The sequence below is a fragment of the Wolbachia endosymbiont (group A) of Nomada flava genome (assembly GCF_964027055.1).
Lineage (GTDB): Bacteria > Pseudomonadota > Alphaproteobacteria > Rickettsiales > Anaplasmataceae > Wolbachia > Wolbachia pipientis.
Window position 1 is genome coordinate 1,359,961 of sequence record NZ_OZ034725.1, and the last position, 21,976, is coordinate 1,381,936.

Annotated in this window: 21 protein-coding genes, 1 tRNA gene and 2 pseudogenes; 11 read left to right on the plus strand and 13 right to left on the minus strand. The window is 35.3% G+C overall.

Translation table 11 applies throughout. The features are described 5' to 3' along the window. Positions 1-38: 38 nt before the first annotated feature. On the minus strand, positions 39-356 hold the full coding sequence (gene rsfS / locus AAGD70_RS07130; protein ID WP_065094892.1) for a ribosome silencing factor: 318 nt from the start codon (positions 354-356) through the stop codon (positions 39-41). A 181-nt stretch (positions 357-537) separates the two neighbouring features. Here rsfS and AAGD70_RS07135 point away from each other — a divergent pair, with 181 nt between their 5' ends. Genes AAGD70_RS07135 through AAGD70_RS07145 form a run of 3 tightly spaced genes read left to right on the plus strand, consistent with a single transcriptional unit; the run spans position 538 to position 2,421 of the window. Next, entirely contained in the window at positions 538-1,155 is a 618-nt protein-coding gene (locus tag AAGD70_RS07135) for an AAA family ATPase (protein WP_065094893.1), read from the plus strand. A gap of 34 nt (positions 1,156-1,189) precedes the next feature. Further along, entirely contained in the window at positions 1,190-1,636 is a 447-nt protein-coding gene (locus AAGD70_RS07140) for an RNA pyrophosphohydrolase (protein WP_065095380.1), read from the plus strand. Next, entirely contained in the window at positions 1,633-2,421 is a 789-nt protein-coding gene (locus AAGD70_RS07145) for a TatD family hydrolase (protein ID WP_065094895.1), read from the plus strand. Before AAGD70_RS07140 ends, AAGD70_RS07145 begins: the two co-directional genes overlap by 4 nt. A 143-nt stretch (positions 2,422-2,564) precedes the next feature. Here AAGD70_RS07145 and AAGD70_RS07150 read toward each other — a convergent pair whose 3' ends face one another. The 8 genes from AAGD70_RS07150 to AAGD70_RS07185 form a co-directional block, all read right to left on the minus strand. Then, positions 2,565-2,693 (minus strand): hypothetical protein, encoded by a 129-nt coding sequence (locus tag AAGD70_RS07150; RefSeq protein WP_255356241.1) that lies wholly within the window; start codon positions 2,691-2,693, stop codon positions 2,565-2,567. 66 nt (positions 2,694-2,759) lie between these two features. Then, a complete protein-coding gene (gene mdh / locus AAGD70_RS07155) occupies positions 2,760-3,707 on the minus strand; it encodes a malate dehydrogenase (protein WP_065094896.1) in 948 nt (315 codons plus the stop codon). A gap of 3 nt (positions 3,708-3,710) precedes the next feature. Further along, the gene (locus AAGD70_RS07160) at positions 3,711-4,283 is read right to left on the minus strand and encodes an NADH-quinone oxidoreductase subunit C (RefSeq protein WP_007548576.1); all 573 of its coding nucleotides are present in this window, start codon (positions 4,281-4,283) and stop codon (positions 3,711-3,713) included. Then, positions 4,276-4,782 (minus strand): NuoB/complex I 20 kDa subunit family protein, encoded by a 507-nt coding sequence (locus AAGD70_RS07165; protein WP_006279574.1) that lies wholly within the window; start codon positions 4,780-4,782, stop codon positions 4,276-4,278. Before AAGD70_RS07165 ends, AAGD70_RS07160 begins: the two co-directional genes overlap by 8 nt. Before the next feature lie 3 nt (positions 4,783-4,785). Next, on the minus strand, positions 4,786-5,139 hold the full coding sequence (locus AAGD70_RS07170) for an NADH-quinone oxidoreductase subunit A (protein WP_006279576.1): 354 nt from the start codon (positions 5,137-5,139) through the stop codon (positions 4,786-4,788). Between the two features lie 18 nt (positions 5,140-5,157). Then, positions 5,158-5,526 carry an HIT domain-containing protein gene (locus AAGD70_RS07175; RefSeq protein WP_015589394.1) on the minus strand — a complete coding sequence of 123 codons (369 nt, stop codon included), beginning with the start codon at positions 5,524-5,526 and terminating at the stop codon, positions 5,158-5,160. 3 nt (positions 5,527-5,529) lie between these two features. Next, complete coding sequence (locus tag AAGD70_RS07180) at positions 5,530-5,787, minus strand: hypothetical protein (protein WP_006279579.1); 258 nt, start codon at positions 5,785-5,787, stop codon at positions 5,530-5,532. A gap of 16 nt (positions 5,788-5,803) precedes the next feature. Further along, entirely contained in the window at positions 5,804-6,586 is a 783-nt protein-coding gene (locus AAGD70_RS07185) for a hypothetical protein (protein WP_065094897.1), read from the minus strand. A gap of 183 nt (positions 6,587-6,769) precedes the next feature. Here AAGD70_RS07185 and AAGD70_RS07190 point away from each other — a divergent pair, with 183 nt between their 5' ends. Both AAGD70_RS07190 and AAGD70_RS07195 read left to right on the plus strand, forming a co-directional pair. After that, a complete protein-coding gene (locus AAGD70_RS07190) occupies positions 6,770-8,299 on the plus strand; it encodes a UDP-N-acetylmuramoyl-tripeptide--D-alanyl-D-alanine ligase (RefSeq protein ID WP_065094898.1) in 1,530 nt (509 codons plus the stop codon). A 50-nt stretch (positions 8,300-8,349) separates the two neighbouring features. Further along, the gene (locus AAGD70_RS07195) at positions 8,350-9,300 is read left to right on the plus strand and encodes a complex I NDUFA9 subunit family protein (protein ID WP_065095379.1); all 951 of its coding nucleotides are present in this window, start codon (positions 8,350-8,352) and stop codon (positions 9,298-9,300) included. Positions 9,301-9,308: 8 nt separating this feature from the next. Here AAGD70_RS07195 and AAGD70_RS07200 read toward each other — a convergent pair. Continuing rightward, positions 9,309-9,382 (minus strand) — tRNA-Arg (locus tag AAGD70_RS07200). Between the two features lie 841 nt (positions 9,383-10,223). Here AAGD70_RS07200 and AAGD70_RS07205 point away from each other — a divergent pair. Next, positions 10,224-11,561, plus strand: a pseudogene (locus tag AAGD70_RS07205) (IS110 family transposase). Between the two features lie 144 nt (positions 11,562-11,705). Then, complete coding sequence (locus AAGD70_RS07210; RefSeq protein ID WP_065095450.1) at positions 11,706-12,740, plus strand: ankyrin repeat domain-containing protein; 1,035 nt, start codon at positions 11,706-11,708, stop codon at positions 12,738-12,740. Here AAGD70_RS07210 and AAGD70_RS07215 read toward each other — a convergent pair. Further along, a pseudogene (locus tag AAGD70_RS07215) lies at positions 12,715-13,539 on the minus strand (IS5-like element ISWpi1 family transposase). The gene AAGD70_RS07210 and the pseudogene AAGD70_RS07215 overlap by 26 nt on opposite strands. A gap of 64 nt (positions 13,540-13,603) precedes the next feature. On the opposite strand from AAGD70_RS07215, the gene AAGD70_RS07220 reads away from it, so the two are divergent. The 3 genes from AAGD70_RS07220 (at position 13,604) to AAGD70_RS07230 (ending at position 18,841) form a co-directional block, all read left to right on the plus strand. After that, positions 13,604-14,860, plus strand: a complete 1,257-nt coding sequence (locus tag AAGD70_RS07220) for an ankyrin repeat domain-containing protein (protein WP_065094634.1) — start codon at positions 13,604-13,606, stop codon at positions 14,858-14,860. An 87-nt stretch (positions 14,861-14,947) separates the two neighbouring features. Then, on the plus strand, positions 14,948-17,398 hold the full coding sequence (gene topA / locus AAGD70_RS07225) for a type I DNA topoisomerase (protein WP_065094633.1): 2,451 nt from the start codon (positions 14,948-14,950) through the stop codon (positions 17,396-17,398). A 138-nt stretch (positions 17,399-17,536) separates the two neighbouring features. After that, positions 17,537-18,841 (plus strand): ankyrin repeat domain-containing protein, encoded by a 1,305-nt coding sequence (locus AAGD70_RS07230; protein WP_065095331.1) that lies wholly within the window; start codon positions 17,537-17,539, stop codon positions 18,839-18,841. Between the two features lie 190 nt (positions 18,842-19,031). Here the strand turns inward: AAGD70_RS07230 and AAGD70_RS07235 are convergent, their stop codons facing one another. Together AAGD70_RS07235 and AAGD70_RS07240 are read right to left on the minus strand one after the other, a co-directional pair. Then, a complete protein-coding gene (locus AAGD70_RS07235) occupies positions 19,032-19,859 on the minus strand; it encodes a rhodanese-related sulfurtransferase (RefSeq protein ID WP_065094631.1) in 828 nt (275 codons plus the stop codon). Between the two features lie 125 nt (positions 19,860-19,984). After that, positions 19,985-20,212, minus strand: coding sequence for a hypothetical protein (locus tag AAGD70_RS07240; protein WP_156517997.1), 228 nt, complete (start codon positions 20,210-20,212; stop codon positions 19,985-19,987). Between the two features lie 157 nt (positions 20,213-20,369). Between AAGD70_RS07240 and AAGD70_RS07245 the strand changes: the two genes are divergently transcribed. Further along, positions 20,370-21,968 carry an ABC transporter permease gene (locus AAGD70_RS07245; RefSeq protein ID WP_065095330.1) on the plus strand — a complete coding sequence of 533 codons (1,599 nt, stop codon included), beginning with the start codon at positions 20,370-20,372 and terminating at the stop codon, positions 21,966-21,968. Positions 21,969-21,976 lie beyond the last annotated feature (8 nt).

Here is a 21,976-nt window from a genome sequence, read left to right on the forward strand (position 1 = left end):
GCGATACTTATACAGTTGTACTTGAATGGCCCAGGCAATCAGTTCCATAACTCTTCTATTTTATAATACTCCCTTACTTCTGGCCTGAATATGTGAACCATTATGCCTTGAAAACTTAAAACCACCCAATTGCCTTCATCCATACCTTCTACATCTATTTTATCATGTGGCTTGAGGCTTTTTATTACGTGTTCAGCTAAAGCTTTAACGTGACGGCTTGAATCACCAGATGCAATAATCATATATTTTGCAATAACGGTTTTATTCTGCACATCAAAAGTTACTATATCATGACCTTTATTTTGATCTATTATCTCTTCAATTGTACTTCTTATCGATTCCATATCGCTAAGCATTGTTTACAGGTTATATGACTCATTTATAATTATATACTCAAAATTTCTAAATATGAACTATTTTCAACGCGATTGTTCGTTAAAAAGGTATTACCTGCATCTATCTTATCATCATGTTTTTAGCATGTACAATATATATATTTTATATATGATTGAGAATAGCTTTTTACTAGTATTCATTATGGGCAAGACTCTCATCTACTTAATCGGCTTTCCAGGTAGTGGTAAGTTTACTACTGCAAAGGAACTGTGTAAAATCATTGGTGCAGTAATAGTAAGCAATAATCTATTCAATAATATTATATTTGATATTGTTAAATTACAAGATGCTGAAGTTCCAGATGATCTGTGGGAAAAAATTTTTGCAGTTAGGGAAAATGTATTAGCAATACTGGAAAAACACTACGTAAAATCAAAACACTATATATTTACAAATGAATTGATAGAGGGTGATTCCTATGACCAAAGATTATATAACTCAGTGGTAAATTTAAGTAAAAAAATGGGCATGGAAATTTTTTCTGTAGTATTACATTGTAATAATGAAAAACTAGTAAGACGTGTCCAATCAGAAGAGAGATATCAGGAAAATAAAATTACTGATCCGGATTTTGCTATAAAGAAAATTGAAGGGAAAAGGCTATTTATACCTGAGGGTTCGCTTGAAATTGATAACTCGAACTTGAGTGCAAAGGAAGTTGCAAAGAAAATTGTTGAAGAGATGAAGAAAGAAAAAAATGGAAAATTAATTAAAACTTCTGTAACAAATCATTTAAAAACAGAGCGTACTCGTGGTTGAGCAGAAAGATAAGTATCGTCCTTGTGTTGGCATAATGCTATTTAACAAACAAGGACATGTCTTCATTGGAAAACGCTTTGATAGCGGCTCTTACTGGCAGATGCCACAAGGAGGTGTTGATGATGGTGAGGAACTGGAACAAGCAGCGTTACGTGAGTTGCTAGAGGAGGTTGGTACTAATAAAGTAAAGGTTATAACTAAAAGCAAGGATTGGATATACTACAACTTGCCTGAAGAAGTTATACCAATATGCTGGAATGGAAAATATTCTGGTCAAAAGCAAAGGTGGTTCTTAATGAAGTTTTGCGGAGAGGATGAGGACATTGATATTAATTATACTGGTCATCCAGAGTTCAAAGAGTGGCGTTGGCAAGGTATAGATAGTTTAGTAGCCAGTGCTATATCATTTAAAAAAGAAGTTTATAAAACAGTGATAGAAGAGTTTTCTTCTATAATAAAAGCCTCAACAATAAGCTCATGATAGTAGATTCTCATTGCCACTTGATTTATTTTTCTGACGATGAAATACCAAAAGTAATTTCAAGGGCAGAGCAAAATGGTGTAAAGGTTTTGCATAACATATGCGTAAGCATTGACGATGTTCCTAAGTTATTAAAAATTTCTTCGTCTTATGATCAAGTCTACTCCTCTGTTGGTGTACATCCGCTTGATGCTGCTATAGAAAACGGTGAGTGTATACATGTTGATGAATTAGTTGAATTTACCAAGAACCAAAAGGTAATTAGTATCGGTGAAACCGGGTTAGATTTTTATAAATCTGACAACAAAGACAATCAGAAAAAAAGTTTTGCATTACATATAGAAGCGTCAAGAATAACTGGACTACCTTTAGTTATTCACACAAGAAGCGCTGATAATGAGATGATCGATATGTTAAGGTCAGAAATGAAAGCCGGTGCTTTTAGTGGAGTAATGCACTGCTTTGCTTCCTCTAAAGAACTTGCTTATCAATCTATAGATTTGGGGTTATATATTTCATTTTCTGGAATCATTACTTTTAAAAATGCGAGCTTACTCAGAGGAATTGCACAAGGTGTACCACGCGAACGTGTTTTAGTCGAAACTGATGCACCATATCTATCACCTGAGCCTTATAGGGGAAAAAAGAATGAACCAGCAATGGTGAAATACGTTGTTGATTGTTTGGCAGAGTTGTGGAATGAGTCACCAGAACAAGTAGCGGAGGTAACCACAAGCAACTTTTTTAGGCTGTTTACGAAACTTAAGCTCAAAGAAACTCTATAGAGCAATTAATTTAGTATCTGTTCAAGGGCGTGGCTAATATGCAAATATTGAAGCAAAAGTGGTGTTATGCAAGTAGCTGACACTGGGATCTAGTTTCACTTTATGGTTGTGTCATTCCAGTGCTTGACACTGGAATTCAGCTTTTAATGCAACCCCTCACCAAAAATATTGTGTTTTAACATAAGGTTAGCTACTTTTATACTCAGTATCCAATCAAAACCCCTGGATCCCAGTGTCAAGCACTGGGATGACATCATTTGTTGTAAACTCACTTTTTCTTGATTTTTTGATTTATCTTGTCTACCTTATTTTGCCACTCCGCTGAACGGATACTTAATTTAGCTTAGAAGTTTCACCAGCTCTCTCACCGAGTTTACAGACTTATTAAACATTTCTTGTTCACTATCATTCATTTTAACTTCTAGGATCTTTTCAATTCCGTTTTTTCCAATAATTACAGGAACACCAATAAACAAATCTTCTACACCATATTCACCATTAAGGTAAGCAGCACATGGTAATATGCGCCTCTTATCTTTTAAATATGATTCTAACATGCATATAGCTGAAGATGCAGGAGCGTAGTATGCAGATCCAGACTTAAGCAGATCAACTATTTCTTTACCGCCATTGCGAGTGCGTTCAACTATTTCATCGACTTTTTTCTGTGTGATAAGACCCATATCGATAATTTGAGTAAGTGGAACTCCAGCAACTGAAGCACAATTGATTAGTGGTACCATAGTGTCGCCATGTCCTCCAAGCACAAAAGCAGATATATCTTCAACTGAGATATTTAACTCACTTGCAAGAAAGTAACGAAAACGGGAAGAATCAAGCACTCCTGCCATGCCAACAATCATATTAGTTGGAAGGTTTGAAAATTTATGCACCACTGAAACCATGGCATCCAAAGGGTTGGTAACCACTATTACAAACGCGTTTGGAGAATATTTTTTAATATTTTCGCCAACCTCCTTCATTACTTTAGCATTGGTTTGCAGGAGGTCATCCCTGCTCATTCCAGGTTTTCTAGCGATGCCAGCGGTTATTATAATTGCATCGGAGTTTTTTATATCTTCATACCTATTTGTGCCAGTAATATTGACATTAAATCCATCAATAGGGGATGATTCTGCTATGTCGAGTGCTTTACCTTGTGGTATTCCATCACTAATATCAAGTAAAACAACATCACCGAGTTCCCTTAGTGCAATCATATGGGTGAGAGTTCCACCGATATTTCCTGCACCGATTAAAGATATTTTTTTTCTTTGTACTGTCATTTTCTACTCCTTTGTATTTACTTTTATGGTTTTACCTTCCCAAGGCGATAAGCTATCAAACATACGAAAATCTTGCGGTAAATCTATAGGGTTATACACAACCTTTTTTGTCTCTATATCATATCTTACTTCCTCATAACCAGTGAGAGGGAAATCTTTTAACATTGGATGACCTTTGAATCCATAGTCTGTTAGAATCCTACGCAAATCAGGGTGATCAGAAAACTCTATTCCATACATATCAAACACTTCACGCTCAAACCACAAAGCCGTACTAAATATCTTCGCTACACTTGGAGGCATGTCGCTTTCACATAACTGAAGCTTTATGTGTACTCTAATATTATGCACAATGCTGAGCAGATTGTATATTAGCTCGAAGCGCTTCTCTCTATTTGGATAGTCAACCCCAAAAATATCAACTAATAGTTCAAACCTACACTTTTCATCATCACGTAGAAAGAATAGGTGCTTTTCAATTTCATCTAAAGTTGAATATATTACAATAATGCCATCATCTTTTTGAATGCACTCGCATTTGGTCTTTTTTTGTATATACTTTGCAGTTTTATCCATTCCGAGTCCGTTTTATTTTGTTTTGTAGGCATAGCATTCCATATAGCAACGCCTCAGCGGTTGGTGGGCATCCAGGGACATACACGTCAACTGGCACAATTCTATCACAGCCTCGGACTACTGAATAAGAGTAATGGTAATAACCACCACCATTTGCACAACTTCCCATGGAAATAACATACTTCGGGTCTGCCATTTGATCATAAACCTTGCGCAATGCTGCTGCCATTTTATTAGTTAGTGTGCCAGCAACAATCATCACATCTGATTGACGTGGGCTTGCACGAAACATTATACCATATCTATCAAGATCATAACGGCTGGATGCAGTATGCATCATCTCAACTGCGCAACATGCAAGACCAAATGTCATTGGCCACAATGAACCAGACCTTGCCCAATTCATTACATAATCTGTTAAATCACCAAATTTAGTGACAAGAAACCCTTCTTTTTTATAACGACCCCAGTCATCATTAGATAGAATTTGATTTGTCATAAACTACTCCCACTCTAATGCACCTTTACACCATTCATAGATAAAACCTATAGTGAGTATTGCAAGAAATACCATCATAGACCAAAATCCACCATAGCTTATCTTAGATAAAGAAACAGCCCAAGGAAAAAGAAAAGCAATTTCTAAGTCAAATATTATAAATAATATTGAAACTAGGTAAAATTTAATGTCAAAATTTTTCCTTGCACTGGATAGTGGATTGAAGCCACACTCATATGTGGAAAGCTTTTCACCATCTGGCTTACTCACTGCAAGAAACATAGGCAATATACCTAAAGCAAAAGATACTACAATTGATACGCAGATAAAGATTACTATGGTTAAATATTCGCTCATTTAACAAAACATATAACACTATGAGTTTACATGCTTTCCTAACTTTTTACCACCTAAAATATGCACGTGAAAGTGTGGTACAACCTGCTCTCCATTTTCACCGTAGTTAGTGACTAATCTATATCCTGTTTTTTCTAGATTATATTTGTGTGCTATCTCTCTTACAGTTTTGAAGAAATCCGCTATTTCCTCTTCAGGAGCTTTTAGAATGAAATCATCATATGAAATATATTGATTTTTTGGTATAACTAAAATATGAACTGGTGCGTCAGGGTACTTATCATGAAAAGCTAGTACATTTTCATTTTCATGTACCTTCTCACAAGGTAACTCACCTCTTAATATTTGAGCAAAGATGTTATCGCTATCATAAACTTCATTGCTCATATTTTAAGAGCGACCTTTCCCTCTTTCTTCGTTTTTCTCTACATTAGGTGTAGATAGTGGTTTTATCGCTTCACCAGAAGCATCTTCAAGATTTAAAGAGCTTACAAGTTCCCTTACTTTTACCATGTCCTGCTGTTCTTTCAAAAAGGGTTCTATTCCACTTACCCTTTTTCCAGTAATAACTCCTGGTTGTAAGTGATACATATCCCCAGGAACAGTTAGACTATGATGTCTTTCCTCTATTTTTTTAGCTTCACTCATAATACTCCCCTATAACTTATTTTTGCATTCCACAACTTTGCGACTTACCTGCTTTTATAGCTTCTTGCGCCCATTTTTTCTCACCTGAAGCTATAGTTTCTGAAGGCTGACCAACATCAGACTTCACAACTTTGTCTGATGACTGCTTTTGATTATCATATTCCTTATACAATTTTTCTGCAATACCATTCAGCAATTTTAAGTCTGTATGAATTTTAAATTCTCCACCAGTAATTCCTGCCAGCTTCTTAAGGTCGCCATTAATGCTATCAGCAATTCCTTGAAGAGCAAGCTTTTTTATCTCCTCTGGACTCTTTCCTTTATTTTTAGAGTCAGTTTTAATGTCTTCAATTATTTTTTTAACATCAACTTCAATTACAATTTTGTTTTCTTCTCTAAAAATAGTTACATTCGGTAAATCTTTTTTTATTTTATCTAATTGCTCTGGGCTCAAATAAGGTATATCCCCTGTCAGAATTCTTGATGCTAAAAAACTTACCTTTCCTTTCTCTTGTTTTTTTATTTCTACACCAAGATTTTTACTAGCTTGTGTGGTTTCTATGGGTGGGTCATATTCCTCTTCTTCTTCAGGTACATCTATACCAACAGCTTCCTTTAACGAAACTGTGGCATCATGTTTCATTTCACCCATTGAAGCAAACGGCTTCTTTATAGGGTAAATAAGTGCTTTAGGCACAAGAGCAAGCACCCGACCTGTAGCCTTTACACCTCTACCTAGAAAACTTCCTACTTTAGCTAGTATAGAAGTAGATTCTTCATTTTGGTCGTTTTTTGGCATACATACCTCCAAGGTACTTTCTATAACTAAATACATTTTAATTATAGACGAAAAAATTTAAACTTCTATATCCATTATAAGATAGAATTATAGGGATTGCAACCATTATTTGTACATTGTCTAAAACATGTAGTATTTTCGCTACTTTTATTGTTCAATTTATTATAAAGAATACTCTAAATTATGTGTAAATGGAACACAAATAATATCATTGATGCAACTGGCGGAAGAGACGTAAATGGTTATAATTGGATACATAGCTCAAATATTTCAACGGACACAAGAAGCATAAAAAAAGGTGATTTATTTATTGCACTCAAGGGAAAGAATTTTGATGGCCATAATTTTTTGCATGAAGCGTTTTTAAAAGGGGCAGTAGCTGCAATAGTAAGTGAGGGTAAATATAAAAATTTTCCTCTCGTTATTGTACAAGATACCCTGAAAGCTTTGCACGATATGGCATCATACTATATTAGAAATATTCTTGTTGATGCTAAAGTTATTGCAATTACAGGCAGTGTCGGGAAAACTACTACAAAGGATATGCTGCACACTGTTTTATCGCAATATGGAGTGTTCCATGCGAACGAAGGTAACTTAAATAATAATATAGGATTGCCTTTGACAATTCTAAAAGCTCCAAAGAACTGCCAGTACTTAATCCTTGAAATGGGAATGAATAAAGTTGGTGAAATAAAAGAATTATCAAAGATTAGTAATCCGAATATTGCAGTTATTACCAACATCGAACCTGCACATACTGAAAATTTTTCATCACTGTTTGACGTTGCACAAGCGAAGTTAGAAATTCTGTATGGTATGAAAAATAACGGTACTTTGGTCTTGAACAGAGATAATAAATATTATGATTATCTCTCATCACGCGCCAATAGAAATGTAATAAGCTTCGGTAAAGATAAAAATGCTGAAGTTTGTTTACTAAACTTAATAAGAAACGATGAATCTTCTGTCATTTCAGCACTATCTTCTGTCATCCCAGTGCCCAGACACTGGGATCCAGGAAGTTCAATTGCAAATGAGCATATCAGACGGTTGTATAATAAAGACTGGATTCCAGCGTCACGCGCTGGAATGACATCAAACCGAGTTGCTAATAGATTAAGTTTAAAAATCAGGCTGAGTAATAATCAAATTATAAACTGTAATTTACGTGTGCAAGGTGAGCATTTTGCATACTCTGCATTAGCTGTTACAGCGGTTGTGCGGAGTCTAGGACTTGATTTATCAAAATTACCACTTGCACTTGAGAATTTTAGTGTAACGAAAGGTAGAGGCAATATTCATAAAATCAAATACAATGGAAAATACATACATTTAATTGATGACTCCTATAACGCCAGCCCTGCTTCGATGAAAACTGCAATAAAAACTTTGAGTACATATTCTAATCAGAGAAAAGTAGCTTTGCTTGGTGATATGTTGGAACTTGGTGATGAAAGCATAGAGTTTCATACAGATTTGGTTAAGATTATCACAGGAAATAATATAGATAAAGTTTATACAGTTGGTAAATTTATGTTAGAATTGCATGAGCTTTTGCCAGATAATATGAGAGGCGCACATTTTAATGATTCTAATCAATTGAAAAGTGATTTAGCTAACATTATTCAGAATAATGACGCAATTCTAGTTAAAGGCTCACGAGGAATGAAAATGGATCTTATTGTACAAGAATTCATAATAGAATATTAAGTAAAATCATTATATTAATTTACAGTAATAAATTATTAGGAACTTTAATTGTGACAAAACGTGTAATTATTTTTGGTGGAACGGGGTTTATAGGGAAACACATCGTAAGACGCTTGGCAGCAGAAGGATATTTGATAAAGGTGTTTACTCGTAATCAGGAAAAAGCTGCTTGTTTAAAATTGTGTGGCAATTTAGGACAAATATCAATATTTAAAGGCGATTTTTTTGATGAAAAATCAGTTCTGGAGGGTATGGAAGAATGTGATGTAGCTATAAACTTAGTGGGAATATTATATGAAGCAAAAAAGCACGATTTTTACGCTGTTCACGTTAAAATAGCTGAAAGGATAGCAAAAGCTGCAAAAATGAAAAATGTACCTATGATGATACATTTTTCTGCTATGGGAATAGAAAATAGCAAGTTGTCAAAATATGCTCAAAGTAAATTGGAAGGTGAAAAAGCTGTAACTTCAGCATTTCAAGAAGCAATAATAATTAGGCCAAGCCTTGTATTTGGTAAGGAAGATAACTTCTTTAATAAGTTTGCAAGATTAGCAACTATTCTTCCTTTTTTGCCACTAATTGGCAATGGAACGACTAAATTTCAGCCAATATGTGTAACAGACTTAGCTGAAGTGGTATATCGTATTATCAGTTTTAATAAGCAAGACAAGAAAATTTATAACATGGGTGGACCAAAGGTTTACTCTTTCAAAAGCTTATTGAAGTTTATTCTGAATGTTACTAACAGAAAGTGTTTGTTGATCAATGTATCTTTTCCAATGGCAAAGTTAATAGCTTTCTTTTTAGAAAATAAAATTATTTCTATGCTATTAAAACCAATAACCGGAGATACGAACCCTGTGCTTACTCAAGATCAGGTGAAAGTTATGATGAATAGTTCAATCGAAAGGTCAGCTGACCTTGAAACAATGAAGGTTCGACCATTAGCAATTGAAAATGTGGTACCAGAGTACTTGAAGATTTATAGAAAGTATTGATAAAAGAGTGTGCCCGGTGGGATTCGAACCTACGACCCACAGCTTAGAAGGCTGTTGCTCTATCCAGCTGAGCTACGGGCACACAACATATATAAAATGCTTCTTAGTACAAGTGAAGTCAAGTATTTCGTGTGAATATGATGTTTATCTTGCAACACCTTGTCATTGCAGTTGTGTGTCACACGCTGCTGAAATTGGATGCGAGAAGTCTATTTATTTTAGAAAATATTATATAGAAAGTTGCTTGACAAACTCCGCCAGCGCCCTTATCATGGCACTAAGAGTATTTCTGACTCAAAACTTGTTTTTGATCCGCGCGGGCTCAACAACAAAATCCAGTAAAAAACTCAGGTGTTTATTAGCGGATTATATAAAATTATAGCGGCTGCATGTCTTTTAAATTTTTTCTACATTCAGCCAAATCGCGCTTAAACTAAGCGTCAGCACATTATTACAGCGCCAATTTAAAGCATTAGAGAGTCAAAACTCGCACTACGGGGTTTCTTTGCCTTTTTTTTTATTTGGTAAATTTCTTAAATATTTATGGATAAACGACAACCGTCATCCCGTTACTTGTTAGCGGATGAGATACCGTGACGGTATGACGGTTCGCGGCGGGATGACAAGGAGCAACAGAATGACAGAGAGTTATGCAAGCATCGAACAGACGAAATCTGTCAAATCAGAAAGAAACACACAAATTTAAGTTTTTAGTAGTTTTCAAGTATAGTTGTACAGGGAGCGCCTTTGCAGTTATGACCGACATTTTCAATGGTGCCTAAGTGCCCGTATGCAAGCATGGTTTTGGAAGGAACGGTCAAATCATTGATGGAGTCATTTAGACTACCTCGGTTAGGAGATTGTACTATCAACCGTTCCAAGCTGAAGCGTTTCCCTATTACAAATTATATGTAGGAGTTACCATGAAAAAAGCAAAAAGTAAATTAGAAATAGTGAATCCTAATGCAGCAGGAATAGACATTGGTTCAGCTGTACACTATGTGTGTGTACCTGAAGGAAGAGATGAACAACGCGTTCAGAAATTTGGCTGCTTTACTGAAGACCTTCATAACTTAGCACAGTGGTTGAAAAAGTGTAAAGTTACAACAGTAGCTATGGAATCAACAGGAGTATATTGGATTCCTTTATTTCAAATACTTGAGTCATACAAATTCGAGGTAAGATTGGTAAATGCACGGCATGTAAAGAATGTACCTGGTAGGAAGTCTGACGTTCAAGATTGCCAATGGCTCCAACAACTGCTTAGCTACGGACTGCTTCATGGATCGTTTAGGCCAGATAATCAGATGTGTGTATTGCGCAGTTACGTGCGGCAACGCAAAAATCTCACTGAAAGTGCATCTACACATATTCTGCGTATGCAGAAGGCATTAATTCAAATGAATATACAATTACACAAGGTTATTAGTCATATTACTGGGATAACTGGTATGAAAATCATTGAAGCTATAATTGAGGGCGAAAGAGATTCTGAAAAATTGGCAGAATTCAGGGACGTGCGAATGAAAAATGATCAGTCTACTATTGCAAAAGCGTTAGCTGGTGACTATAGAGAGGAACACTTATTCACGCTAAAGTAAGAATTTGAACTATATAATATTTATCAAGAAAAAATAGCAGAATGTGATAGAAATATTGAAGCCTATTATAAAACGTTTGAAACAAAGTCTTGTGAAAGCAAACAGCTAAGTAAGCAAAAGAATAAAAATAGCAAAAGTAAGCCAAGCTTTGCTTTGTATGAGGAACTGCACCGAATAACTGGTATGGATTTCACTAAAATTCCTGGATTTGATGTATTAAGTATACAAACCATAATTTCAGAAGTTGGTATAAACCATAGTAAATGGCCAACAGAAAAGCACTTTTCATCGTGGTTGGGACTCAGTCCTGCTAATAAAGTTACAGGGGAAAAAGTGTTTAACACAAGAACACGTAAAGTCATTAACCGTGCTGCAAATGCTTTGCGAATAGCTGCTCATTCTGTAGGAAATAGTAAAAGTGCATTGGGTGCATACTACAGAAGATTGAAAAAACGACTAGGAGCACCAAAAGCAATAACAGCTACTGCAAGAAAAATGGCATGCATATTTTATAGTATGCTCAAATACGGACAGGAATATGTAGAAAAAGGAATGGAATACTATGAAACACGCTATAAAGATAGAACTGTAAAAAATTTGATCAAAAAAGCGAGCGAATTTGGCTACATATTAGTTCAACAAGAAGAGTTAGTTGAGTGAGTTTCTTAGGAGAAAATAATTGGATTTTTTGTAATGCTACGGAGTCCAGTGTTTTCTACAAATTTTTACGTGATTTGTTAGCAAAATTGACGGTTGCTGAAATAATGGGTAAAACGCTTGTATAGTGTTTAGTAGAGAAAAGTTATGAAATATGAACAGTGGATAAAAATATTAAGTGCAGTAAATGCTGATGGTGATTTAAATCAGAGTAACATAATCGAAAAGATAAAAGAGAGGTTACAGAGGATAGATTTAAGTACATTCCAGGATTGGAAAAATGATAGATTTAACATAAATTATAAATTCACCTTATATACAGGTCTTGCCTCTTTTAAACTTACATTGTTATATTTGGCTACTCGGGATGGCTGCAAAAAGGTAGTAGAAGCTCTGATATCAAATGGAGCTGATGTTAATACGAAAGATATGAATGGACTGACCCCTTTATATTGGGCTGCCAAAATTGGTCACAAGGAGGTAGTAAATGCTCTAATAAAAGCGGGGGCGGGGGTTAATGTTAATGCAAAAAGTAAGAAGGAACAAACTTCTTTACATAGGGCTGCTGAAACAGGCCATACGGGTGCAATAAATGCTTTATTAGCAAAAGGGGCTGATATTGATGCAATAGATGATAATGGAGAAACTCCTTTACGTTTGGCTATTAAAAATGGCCATACAAAAGCAGTAAATGCTCTATTGGAGGCAGAAGAATTTAATATTAATACGAGTTATGGTTTATGGAGTTATGGATGGACTCTTTTACATTTGGTTATTGCAAATGACCATAAAAAGATAGTAGAAGTTCTAATAGCAAGTAAGGTTAGTATTAATACGAAGAGTGAAAATGGATGGACTCCTTTACATTGGGCTGCTGAAAATGGTTATACAGATGCAATAAATGCTCTATTAGCAGCAGGGGCTGATGTTGATGTGAGAGATTATTGGCTTTACGATACTCCTTTACATTTGGCTGTTAAAAATGGCCATACAGATGCAGTGAATGCTCTATTAGCAGCAGAGGCTGATGTTAATTTACAAAACACAGATGGCAAAACTCCTTTACATTGGGCTACTAAAAATGCCCATAAAGAGATAGTAGAAGTTCTAATAGCAAGTAAGGCTAGTGTTAGAGGTTGTCCGGAAACAAGTAAATTCAAGCATATTCCCTCTTTAACATAACCCTACTCATAGCTAGGTATATGAAATTCTCAGTGGATGTTGTGAGTAAATCATACTCCTTCGATAGCCTTCTATTCCTATTAACCCAAGCAAAAGTCCTTTCTACAACCCATCTTCTTGGCTGTACTTTAAACCCTTGTTCTCTTGTTGGTAGTAGCTCAGGTGGCGTATCTTTGTGCACCCAAAATCTACATGGAGGCCTTTTAACAATTTCAATATCTATGTCATATTCTTCCTTTATGTGATTCTTTAAATTTCTTCCTTGGTATCCCATGTCAGCCCACATTTTTTTAACTTTAGTATATTTTGTTCTCATATTGTTTAATGCTATTTTAATACCATCTCTATCATTTTCGTTAGCAGCGCCTACGTAACAACCTAGTATAAAACCCTGAGTGTCTGTAATTATATGCCTTTTTCTACCCTTTACTTTTTTACTTCCATCATAGCCTTTGATCCCCCCTTTTCTGTAGTCTTTACAGATTGACTATCTACTATACAGGCACTCGGCTGCTCATTCCTTCCTATTTTTCTTCTACTATATTTCATAATTCATTTTCTCAAAAATTCCCTGCTTCTTCCATTGCCTGAACTGCTCATACACAGTCTTCCATAGCGGAAAATCATTTGGTAAATACCGCCATTGACACCCTGTACGCAATACATAGAAAATTGCTTCTAATATTTCTCTTTTGCTATACTTTGGCGGCCTTCCTCCTTTCTTGTATGATACTCTGAAGTGTTTTTCTATTCTTGCCCATTCCCTTTCGCTTAGATCTGTTGGATACTTTTTTCTCATCTTTACCCCGTACTAAAATTTCAGATATTATAGCCTTTTACTTGTTTCCGGACAACCTCTAAATGTGAAGGGTGAAAATGGATGGACTCCTTTACATTGGGCTGCTGTGAATGGCCATACAGATACAGTGAATGCTCTATTAGCAGCAGAGGCTGATGTTAATTTACAAAACACAGATGGCAAAACTCCTTTGCATTTGGCTGTTGAAAAGAAACACAAAAGTGCAGCGGAGTTTCTAATAGCACATGAAATTAAGTTACAAGGTTCCAATGCACAAAAGCCAGAATATCTAGTACAACATAATTCTAATTTTACAAGGGAAATGTCAGAATATTGGAATAGGTGCCTAGGTGAATACAAAAAACTTGAGGAGGAAGATAAGTTACTACATGACTTTTTGAAGGAAAGTGACACTAGTACATTAGTAAGTATATGGGAAAAAAATGAAGATATATGCAGTAAGTTTGATAACAAAGAAAGCTTACAAAGGCAATATCCAGAATATGCTTATACTCTAATTAATAAAGCTAACGAAATAAAAAAAGAAATTTCTCTGCACAATCATGAGCCGCTAATTGATGCTTTATCAACGCATTATAGGCGTGATTTTCAAGCAATGATATTTGCTGGTATAGAAAACTTTTTTAAAGTTCACAAAGATGACTTTAGAAAAGAGTTAGGAAATGGAGGAATCACTCTAATTAACTTCGTAGATTTTGAAAATTTTGCAAAAAGGCATGCTCCTACATTGAAAGTAAGGGCGTTTGCAAAGGTTATAGAGAATAACCTATCAAGCGAGAGCCCTGATGATCAAAACATTGATCAAGCTTGTTCTTCTAGTGTTGATGAGCAAGTTCCTCAGCCTGTAAGTGAAATAACTGGCATTATTAAACACATAGGTGCAAGTAATAGTGAGGCTTCTTCAGAACTCGAAAGTAATGGTAATCAACAAAGTACACAACCAGAATTTTTAACAACCAACGGTAACTCTAGTAGCATAGCTTCTGAAAGTGACAGTACTAAAATACTAGTTTCAGATCAAGAAAATGACATCCAGAACAATAATATACAACCAAGTTCACGAAGTGAAAAGAGAAGTAAACTGCCTGGTGTGGCTGCTTCTGCACTGGCAGTGGCTGGAGTTGCTTTAGGAATAACTATTGCAGTTCATTTGGAAATGTTAGCAGTGGGAATAGCAGTTGGAGCAATTTGTTGTCTTGTTGCTGCTGCAATCGTATATTACTGTAATAAGCCTTCAAATTCACTTGAAAATAGCAATGTCCAAGGGTTTTCTGAAAAGGTTCCACAACCCATTGTGTAAAATTCACAAGACCTATTAAAATATTTTTTTACTTTTCATCGTATATTTCTCAACATATTATCTGTAAGTACTAAAATAATTAACAATATGGCATTATTAATAGTTGAATCACCTGCGAAAGCAAAGACAATAGGTAAATATTTGAGTAAAGAGTTCAAAGTAGCTGCATCCTTTGGACATGTGAGGGATCTTCCAGCAAAAAACGGTTCTGTCGATCCGGATAATGATTTTGCTATAAAGTATGAAACCATTGAAAAAGCAGAAAAGTATATAAAAGAGTTAGTAAAAGCCGCAAGCAAAACATCAGATATATATCTTGCAACAGACCCAGACAGAGAAGGGGAAGCAATGGCTTGGCATGTGATAGAGACATTAAAAGAAAAGAAAGCAATCAATGATAAAAGCAACATTCATAGAGTAGTCTTTAATGAGATAACAAAGAGAGCAGTTCAAGAAGCAATAAAGAATCCACGTGAAATAAATATGGATTTAGTGCGTGCACAACAAGCACGTAGAGCTTTGGATTATCTAGTTGGATTTAGCTTGTCACCACTGCTGTGGACAAAATTGTCGGGGAGCAAGTCTGCAGGGCGAGTGCAGTCTGTTGCATTAAAGATTATATGCGAACGAGAAGATGAAATTAGTAAATTTATAACACAGGAGTATTGGAGCATAAAGGCAGAAATGCAAAATAGCAAAGATGAGGCTTTTTTTGCTATGCTAAGCCACTATGACAATAAAAAGCTAGAAAAATTTGATATTAAGAATGAAGAAGAAGCAAAGAACTTAGTCAGGGAGATTGAATCAAGGCAATATGCTGTAAGCACAGTAGAACGCAAGCAAGTTAAGAGAAACCCGCTTCCTCCGTTTATTACTTCAAGTCTTCAGCAAGATGCAGTAAATAAGCTGTATTTTAACGTGAAAAATGTTATGCGAGTAGCGCAAAATTTATACGAAGGTATCGATATTGGTGGTGAAACTGTAGGGTTGATAACTTACATGCGTACAGATGGGTTTCATATTGCAGATGAGGCTATAAACTCAATTAGAGGGTCAATTAAGTCATTATATGGTGATAAATATTTACCGCAGTCCCCTCGTAAATATGTAAAAAAGGTCAAAAATGCTCAAGAAGCACATGAAGCAATTCGTCCAACTGATATCAATAGAACGCCGGGTAGTATTAAGGATTACTTAACGCCAGAGCAATTTAAATTGTATGATTTAATCTGGAAAAGGACCATTGTAAGTCAAATGGAGTCGGCGATTCTTGATCAAGTGGTAGTTGAAATTAGCTCTACTGATCAGAAAGTGATTCTGCGAGCAAGTGGGTCGAGTATATTCTTTGATGGTTTTTATAGAGTCTACCAAGATAATATAGAAGCCGAAAATGAAGGCCTGCTACCTGCCATGAAGGAAGGGGAAGCGTGTAAGCTGATTTCAGTTGAGCCAAAACAGCATTTCACTCAACCGCCACCTCGTTATAGTGAAGCAAGTATCGTTAAAAAAATGGAAGAAATCGGTATAGGTCGACCATCAACTTATGCAACAATTATTTCGGTATTACAAGATCGTGAGTACGTTTCATTGGATAGCAAAAGGTTTATTCCAAGCAGTCGTGGTAAAATCGTTACTATATTTTTAGAAACTTTTTTTCAGCGTTGTGTAGAGTATGATTTCACAGCACAAATGGAAGAAAAGCTTGATTTAATTTCAAATGGACATGCAGATTGGAAAAAAGAATTAGGCCACTTTTGGGTGCCATTTTTTGGTCATGTAAACTCTGTTAAGCAAATGACGCATGATGAAGTTTTCAGCGGTATTCACGATTTGGTAATCGATTGGTTTTGTTCAGAAGAAGGAAGAAAAGAGGTGAATACGAAATGTCCTATTTGCTCTGATGGCATATTGAAATTGAACTTTGGGCGAACAGGAGTGTTCCTTGGATGTTCTAACTATCCTGAATGCAGCCATACAAAAGAAATTACGGGCAGTAACGACAATTCAGAATATCCAAAAAGTTTAGGTATAGATGATATAACAAACCAAGAAGTGATGATCAAAAAGGGTCCTTTTGGACTTTATCTGGAGTTTAATAACGAGTTAAAAAAGAAAAAAACGGTTTCCATACCAAAAGATATAAATGTTAATGAGATTGATCTGAGCACCGCTACTCAGTTACTTTCCTTGCCGAAAGTAATCGGAGAACACCCTGAAACCGGAAAGGAAGTAAAAATAGGCCTTGGACGATTTGGGTACTATATTTTCTATGATGGTAGATACTTTTCTCTTAAGAAAAGCTCCAAAGAGGTGCTGAATACAGAATTGAGCGAAGCTGTACAAATTATTGCAAACAGTCCACGCAAAGAGTTAAAATCTCTCGGGCTTAATGAAAAAGGAAAAGAAGTTTTTATCTGCAACGGTAGGTACGGATTCTATATAAAATGCGGTAAAACAAACGTTGCTTTGGGCAAGAGTGCAGATATTGAAAGCATAGATTTGAAGAAGGCTTTAGAGCTGATTAAGGGTAAGAAGTAAATACTTAAAAGGTATATATTTATAACTTTTTTATAAATAAAATAAGTTGAGGTATTGTATCTTATAATTGAAAAAAACACTTGTAAGTTCTATTTTTAGTACATACATTAGCCTTTTTATAATTTGCGAAGTAAAATTATGTTAAATAACATTGAACATTATGATTTATATAAAATTTTTGAGAAATATAGTAAGAACAATGATGAATTAGCAGACTATGAGCGTTTAATAGGTAAGTATATTGAGAAGGCGATTGAAAAAGGTAATAATTGCTTTGAAGAAAGTGGTCTGCTTTGCCCGATAACAGGAGAACTAATATTAGAGCCTGTTAGAATAATATATGATGATGATTCAAAGTCGCAAAATGTGTTTGAGTACCATGAGATTTTTAAGTGGTGGGAAAAAGAAGGGGATAACGCAACAGACCCATGTACCAAAAGGCCTGTAAAAGCTCTTTATCTAGATGAGGAAATAAGACGAGCAATAGAGGATAAGTTATGGGAATGCTTCAATGAATATTATTATGAGTTACTGGATAATGAAAAAAGAGGTATTAATGAGGCGGTAAGCTTTCTAAAGTTAATGCGATTTATTGAGTGTGGTGATTACTATCAGGTGTTACAATGTCTTAATGGTGGTGTTAATATTAATGCTCAAAACGATAGTAGTCAAACCCCATTACACATTGCTTCCTTCAAAGGTGTGGCTAGTGTAGTAAAACTTCTTTTAGAGAGAGGTGCTAAAATCGATACCCGGGATAATCAAGATGAAACTGCATTACACTATGCTTCTTATTATGGTCACCGTGCTACAGCAGAAATTCTTTTAAAGAAAGGTGCTAAAATCAATACCCGGGGTAATCTAGGTAAAACTGCATTACATCATGCTGCTTCTGCTAATAATGCTGATATGACTAAATTTCTTCTGGAGGCAGGAGCCAAAGTTAATGCGAAAGATAGCTTTGATAGAACACCACTTTTCTTTACTGACAATGAAGAAATAATTACTTTACTTAGAAATAAACAAATTATTGAGTCGGTTATTGAGGATAATTATGATCAGGTGTTACGGTGTCTTAACGATGGTGCTGATGTTAATGCTAAAAACGATAATAAGGAAGCCATATTACACATGGCTTCCTTAAGAGGTATGACTAGTATAGTAAAACTTCTTTTGGAAAAAGGTGCTAACATTAATATCCAGAATAATCTGGGTAGAACTGCATTACACCATGCCACTTCTACTAATAATGCTGATATGGTTGAATTTCTTCTGAAGGCAGGAGCCAAAGCTAATATAAAGGATAATAATGGTAGAAAACCATCTTCTTTTACTGAAAATAAAAAAATAATAGGTTTACTTAAAAATCCACCAGCTAGATGCCTTTCTGATGTTATGGTTAGCTGTCTTTCAACGCCCACTTCTGTTTTTTGTGGAAAGTAATATGGATTGATGTATTAGTCAATAGATGTACTTCAGGTTATTTAATTTGCTAGAAAAATGTTGTAGAATGGCTTTTGCCATTCTACTTTTTGAAGTGCAACTTTCCAATTCTATAGCTAACATAAGACTATCTCAAGACCTCGTCATCTCGCTGTTTGTTAGCGCCGCGGCGGTATGACGTAGAGAGATCTTATTTATTATAGCTATAACACTGAAGTTTACAATCAGAACAAACCACCTGGCCACGTGGAACTGATTTCAGTTTATCAGTTGAAACTTGATTTGAGCAGAATATGCATTTTATTGTGTTGCTTGGAGTAAGTGAGTTATCAACAGCAACTCTATCATCAAAAACAAAACACTCACCTTCCCAATTACCATTTTTATTATAAGTTTTTTCAAGGTAAGAAAGAATGCCGCCTTTAAGATGGTAAACATCACTAAATCCAAGGCTTTTCATATATGCTGTAGATTTTTCGCATCTAATTCCACCAGTGCAGTACATAGCCACTTTCAGGTCTTTACTCTCAGAAAATGACTCTGTCCACTGAGGAAACTCACGGAAACATTGTGTGTGTGGATTAATTGCATTTTTAAACTTGCCTAATTTCACTTCATACTCATTTCGTGTATCTATTACTAAAACGTCAGGTTGAGAAGTAAAATCATCCCAATGCTCTGGATCAACATATTTACCCTTAAGGGAAATATCAAGATTGCTTACACCAAGATTCACAATCTCTCTTTTTAATTTTACCTTCATCTTGCTAAATGGTTGATGTTCTGCTGCACTCTCTTTCCATGTAAGGTCCCTTAGCCTATAATCAGAACGTAGAAAATCAAATATTTTATCAATCGCGTTTCTTTCACCAGAGACGGTTGCATTAATACCCTCTTCTGCAAGGAGTATAGTACCCTTTAACTCAACGTTGTTGCATGCAGCTTTTATTTCGTCTTTCATGTCATAATAATTAGAGAGTTCTACAAAGTGATAGAAAGTTGCAATGACAAAGCTCATGATTATTCACTTATCAACTAAAAACATGATATACAAAATTATAAAGATATTCAATAGTACGGCTGTTATAGCTAAAGTGGCTCTACAATTTGAAAAACCGTCATTCCGCTACTCGTTAGCGGAATCTATACTGAGATACCGCGAATGAATCCATAACTGTACGAACATTGTGATTTGAGAGCAATTTCCACAAGGGAGGATGTCATCCCAGTGCTCCTTTTTTTGTCATCCAAGTAGCTAACACTGGGAGCCAGCTTTTTTGTAATTTTATTGAAAATGTTGTATAGTCGTTTGTTTACAATCAATTTTTCTGGATCCAAGTAGTCTGGGCACTGCCTTTGTGTTTGAGGCAAAACCTGCTATAACATTTAACACACTGCTTTCACAAACGAATGTTCGTACAGTTGTGGGCGGTATGACGTAGGGAAACCTTTCTTGGGTTAGCTATAATTACTGGATATCTTCAGTTTTTACATATAACATTTTAATATAAAATATAGATTCAAATTAATGTTTTTAAGAGTATTTAAAAATATATTCTTATTTCTAGTAAGTATATTATTCGTCTGCCCAATATTATCATTAATATCAATTCTATTTACAGAATCAGCAAGTTCTGGATGGGTAATTAGTACACTTTTCCCTGAATATATACTGAGTACGTTAATTTTGATGATAGGAGTGGGGGGAATATCTTTCATATTTGGAGTAATTCCAGCGTGGCTCACCACATTTTTTTCATTTCCTGGAAGTAAAATTTTTGAGATTGCTTTGTTCTTTCCGATATCGATTCCCGGATATATAGTAGCGTTCGTCTATGTAAATACACTAGAGTTTTCAGGTCCGGTGCAGAGCTCATTAAGAGACATTTTAGATTGGAGCAAAGGTGACTATTGGTTTCCTGAAATAAAATCTCTAGGTGGTGGAATATTAGTAATGGGATTTAGTTTATATCCATACGTTTATATGTTAGTCCGCTCAAGTCTAAAGAATGTTAGTAACTCAGTCACTATTGCATCAACACTTGGATTCTCCTCATTGAAGAGCCTGTTTTCTGTCATCATACCCTCCATACGCCCATCAATTATAGCAGGGTTATCCTTGGTACTAATGGAGGTAATTACAGATTTCGGCACACCACAGTTTCTTGCTATCGATACTTTTACGACAGGAATATATCGCACCTGGTTTTTACTGCATGACAAATATTCAACTACTGTTTTAGCAGTTGCAGAGTTGATTTTCGTTGCAACACTAATAGCTATCGAAAAAAAACTACAAAAAAAAGGAATATCCTACTCTTCAATCAATACCAATTCAGATTATCACAACAAACGGAGTATAAGTGGCGCTATACCGTTGATCTTTGCTTATCTTATGTGTGTATTGCCGATATTAATAGGTTTTATTTTGCCAATGATTCCGCTCATATATTGGAGCATAGAGAAGGGGTTTTTCATATACGAAGCAAGATTCTATAACATAATAGCAAATAGCGTTAGTTTATCATTTATCACCGCATTAATCTCAATTAGCATTGCAATAATGATTGGATATACGGCGCGTAAAAATAAGGTAATCAATAATGTAGCACGTCTCATTTCTTTAGGCTACGCAATTCCAAATGCAATTATCGCAATTAGCATAATAATATTTTTAAGCAGAATATCCTCTTTCATTACTCAATATATTGTGGAAATTAGCTTGGTAGGAACTATTGGCGCTTTAATTTACTCATATTTATTTCGTTTTTTTGCTATATCTTTCAAGGCGGTAGAGTCAGGGCTCAAAAAAACACCAAATGAAATTGAGTGGACTGCATATACCATGGGTCATGGGCCTATTTCCACATGTTTGAATGTTCATATCCCTCTCATCAAGAAGAGTATATTATCGGGATTTTTGCTCGTATTTATGGATACTATCAAAGAGCTCACAGCAACACTCATTATAAGACCATTTAATTTTGAAACTATATCAACTAGAATATATGAACTTGTAAGCGATGAGCGCTATAGAGAAGCTGCCCCATTTTCGTTAATGATAGTTATAATAGGCTTAATCTCTACAATAACCTTATTTACACTTGATGATAAGGATAAAAAATAAACTATTTT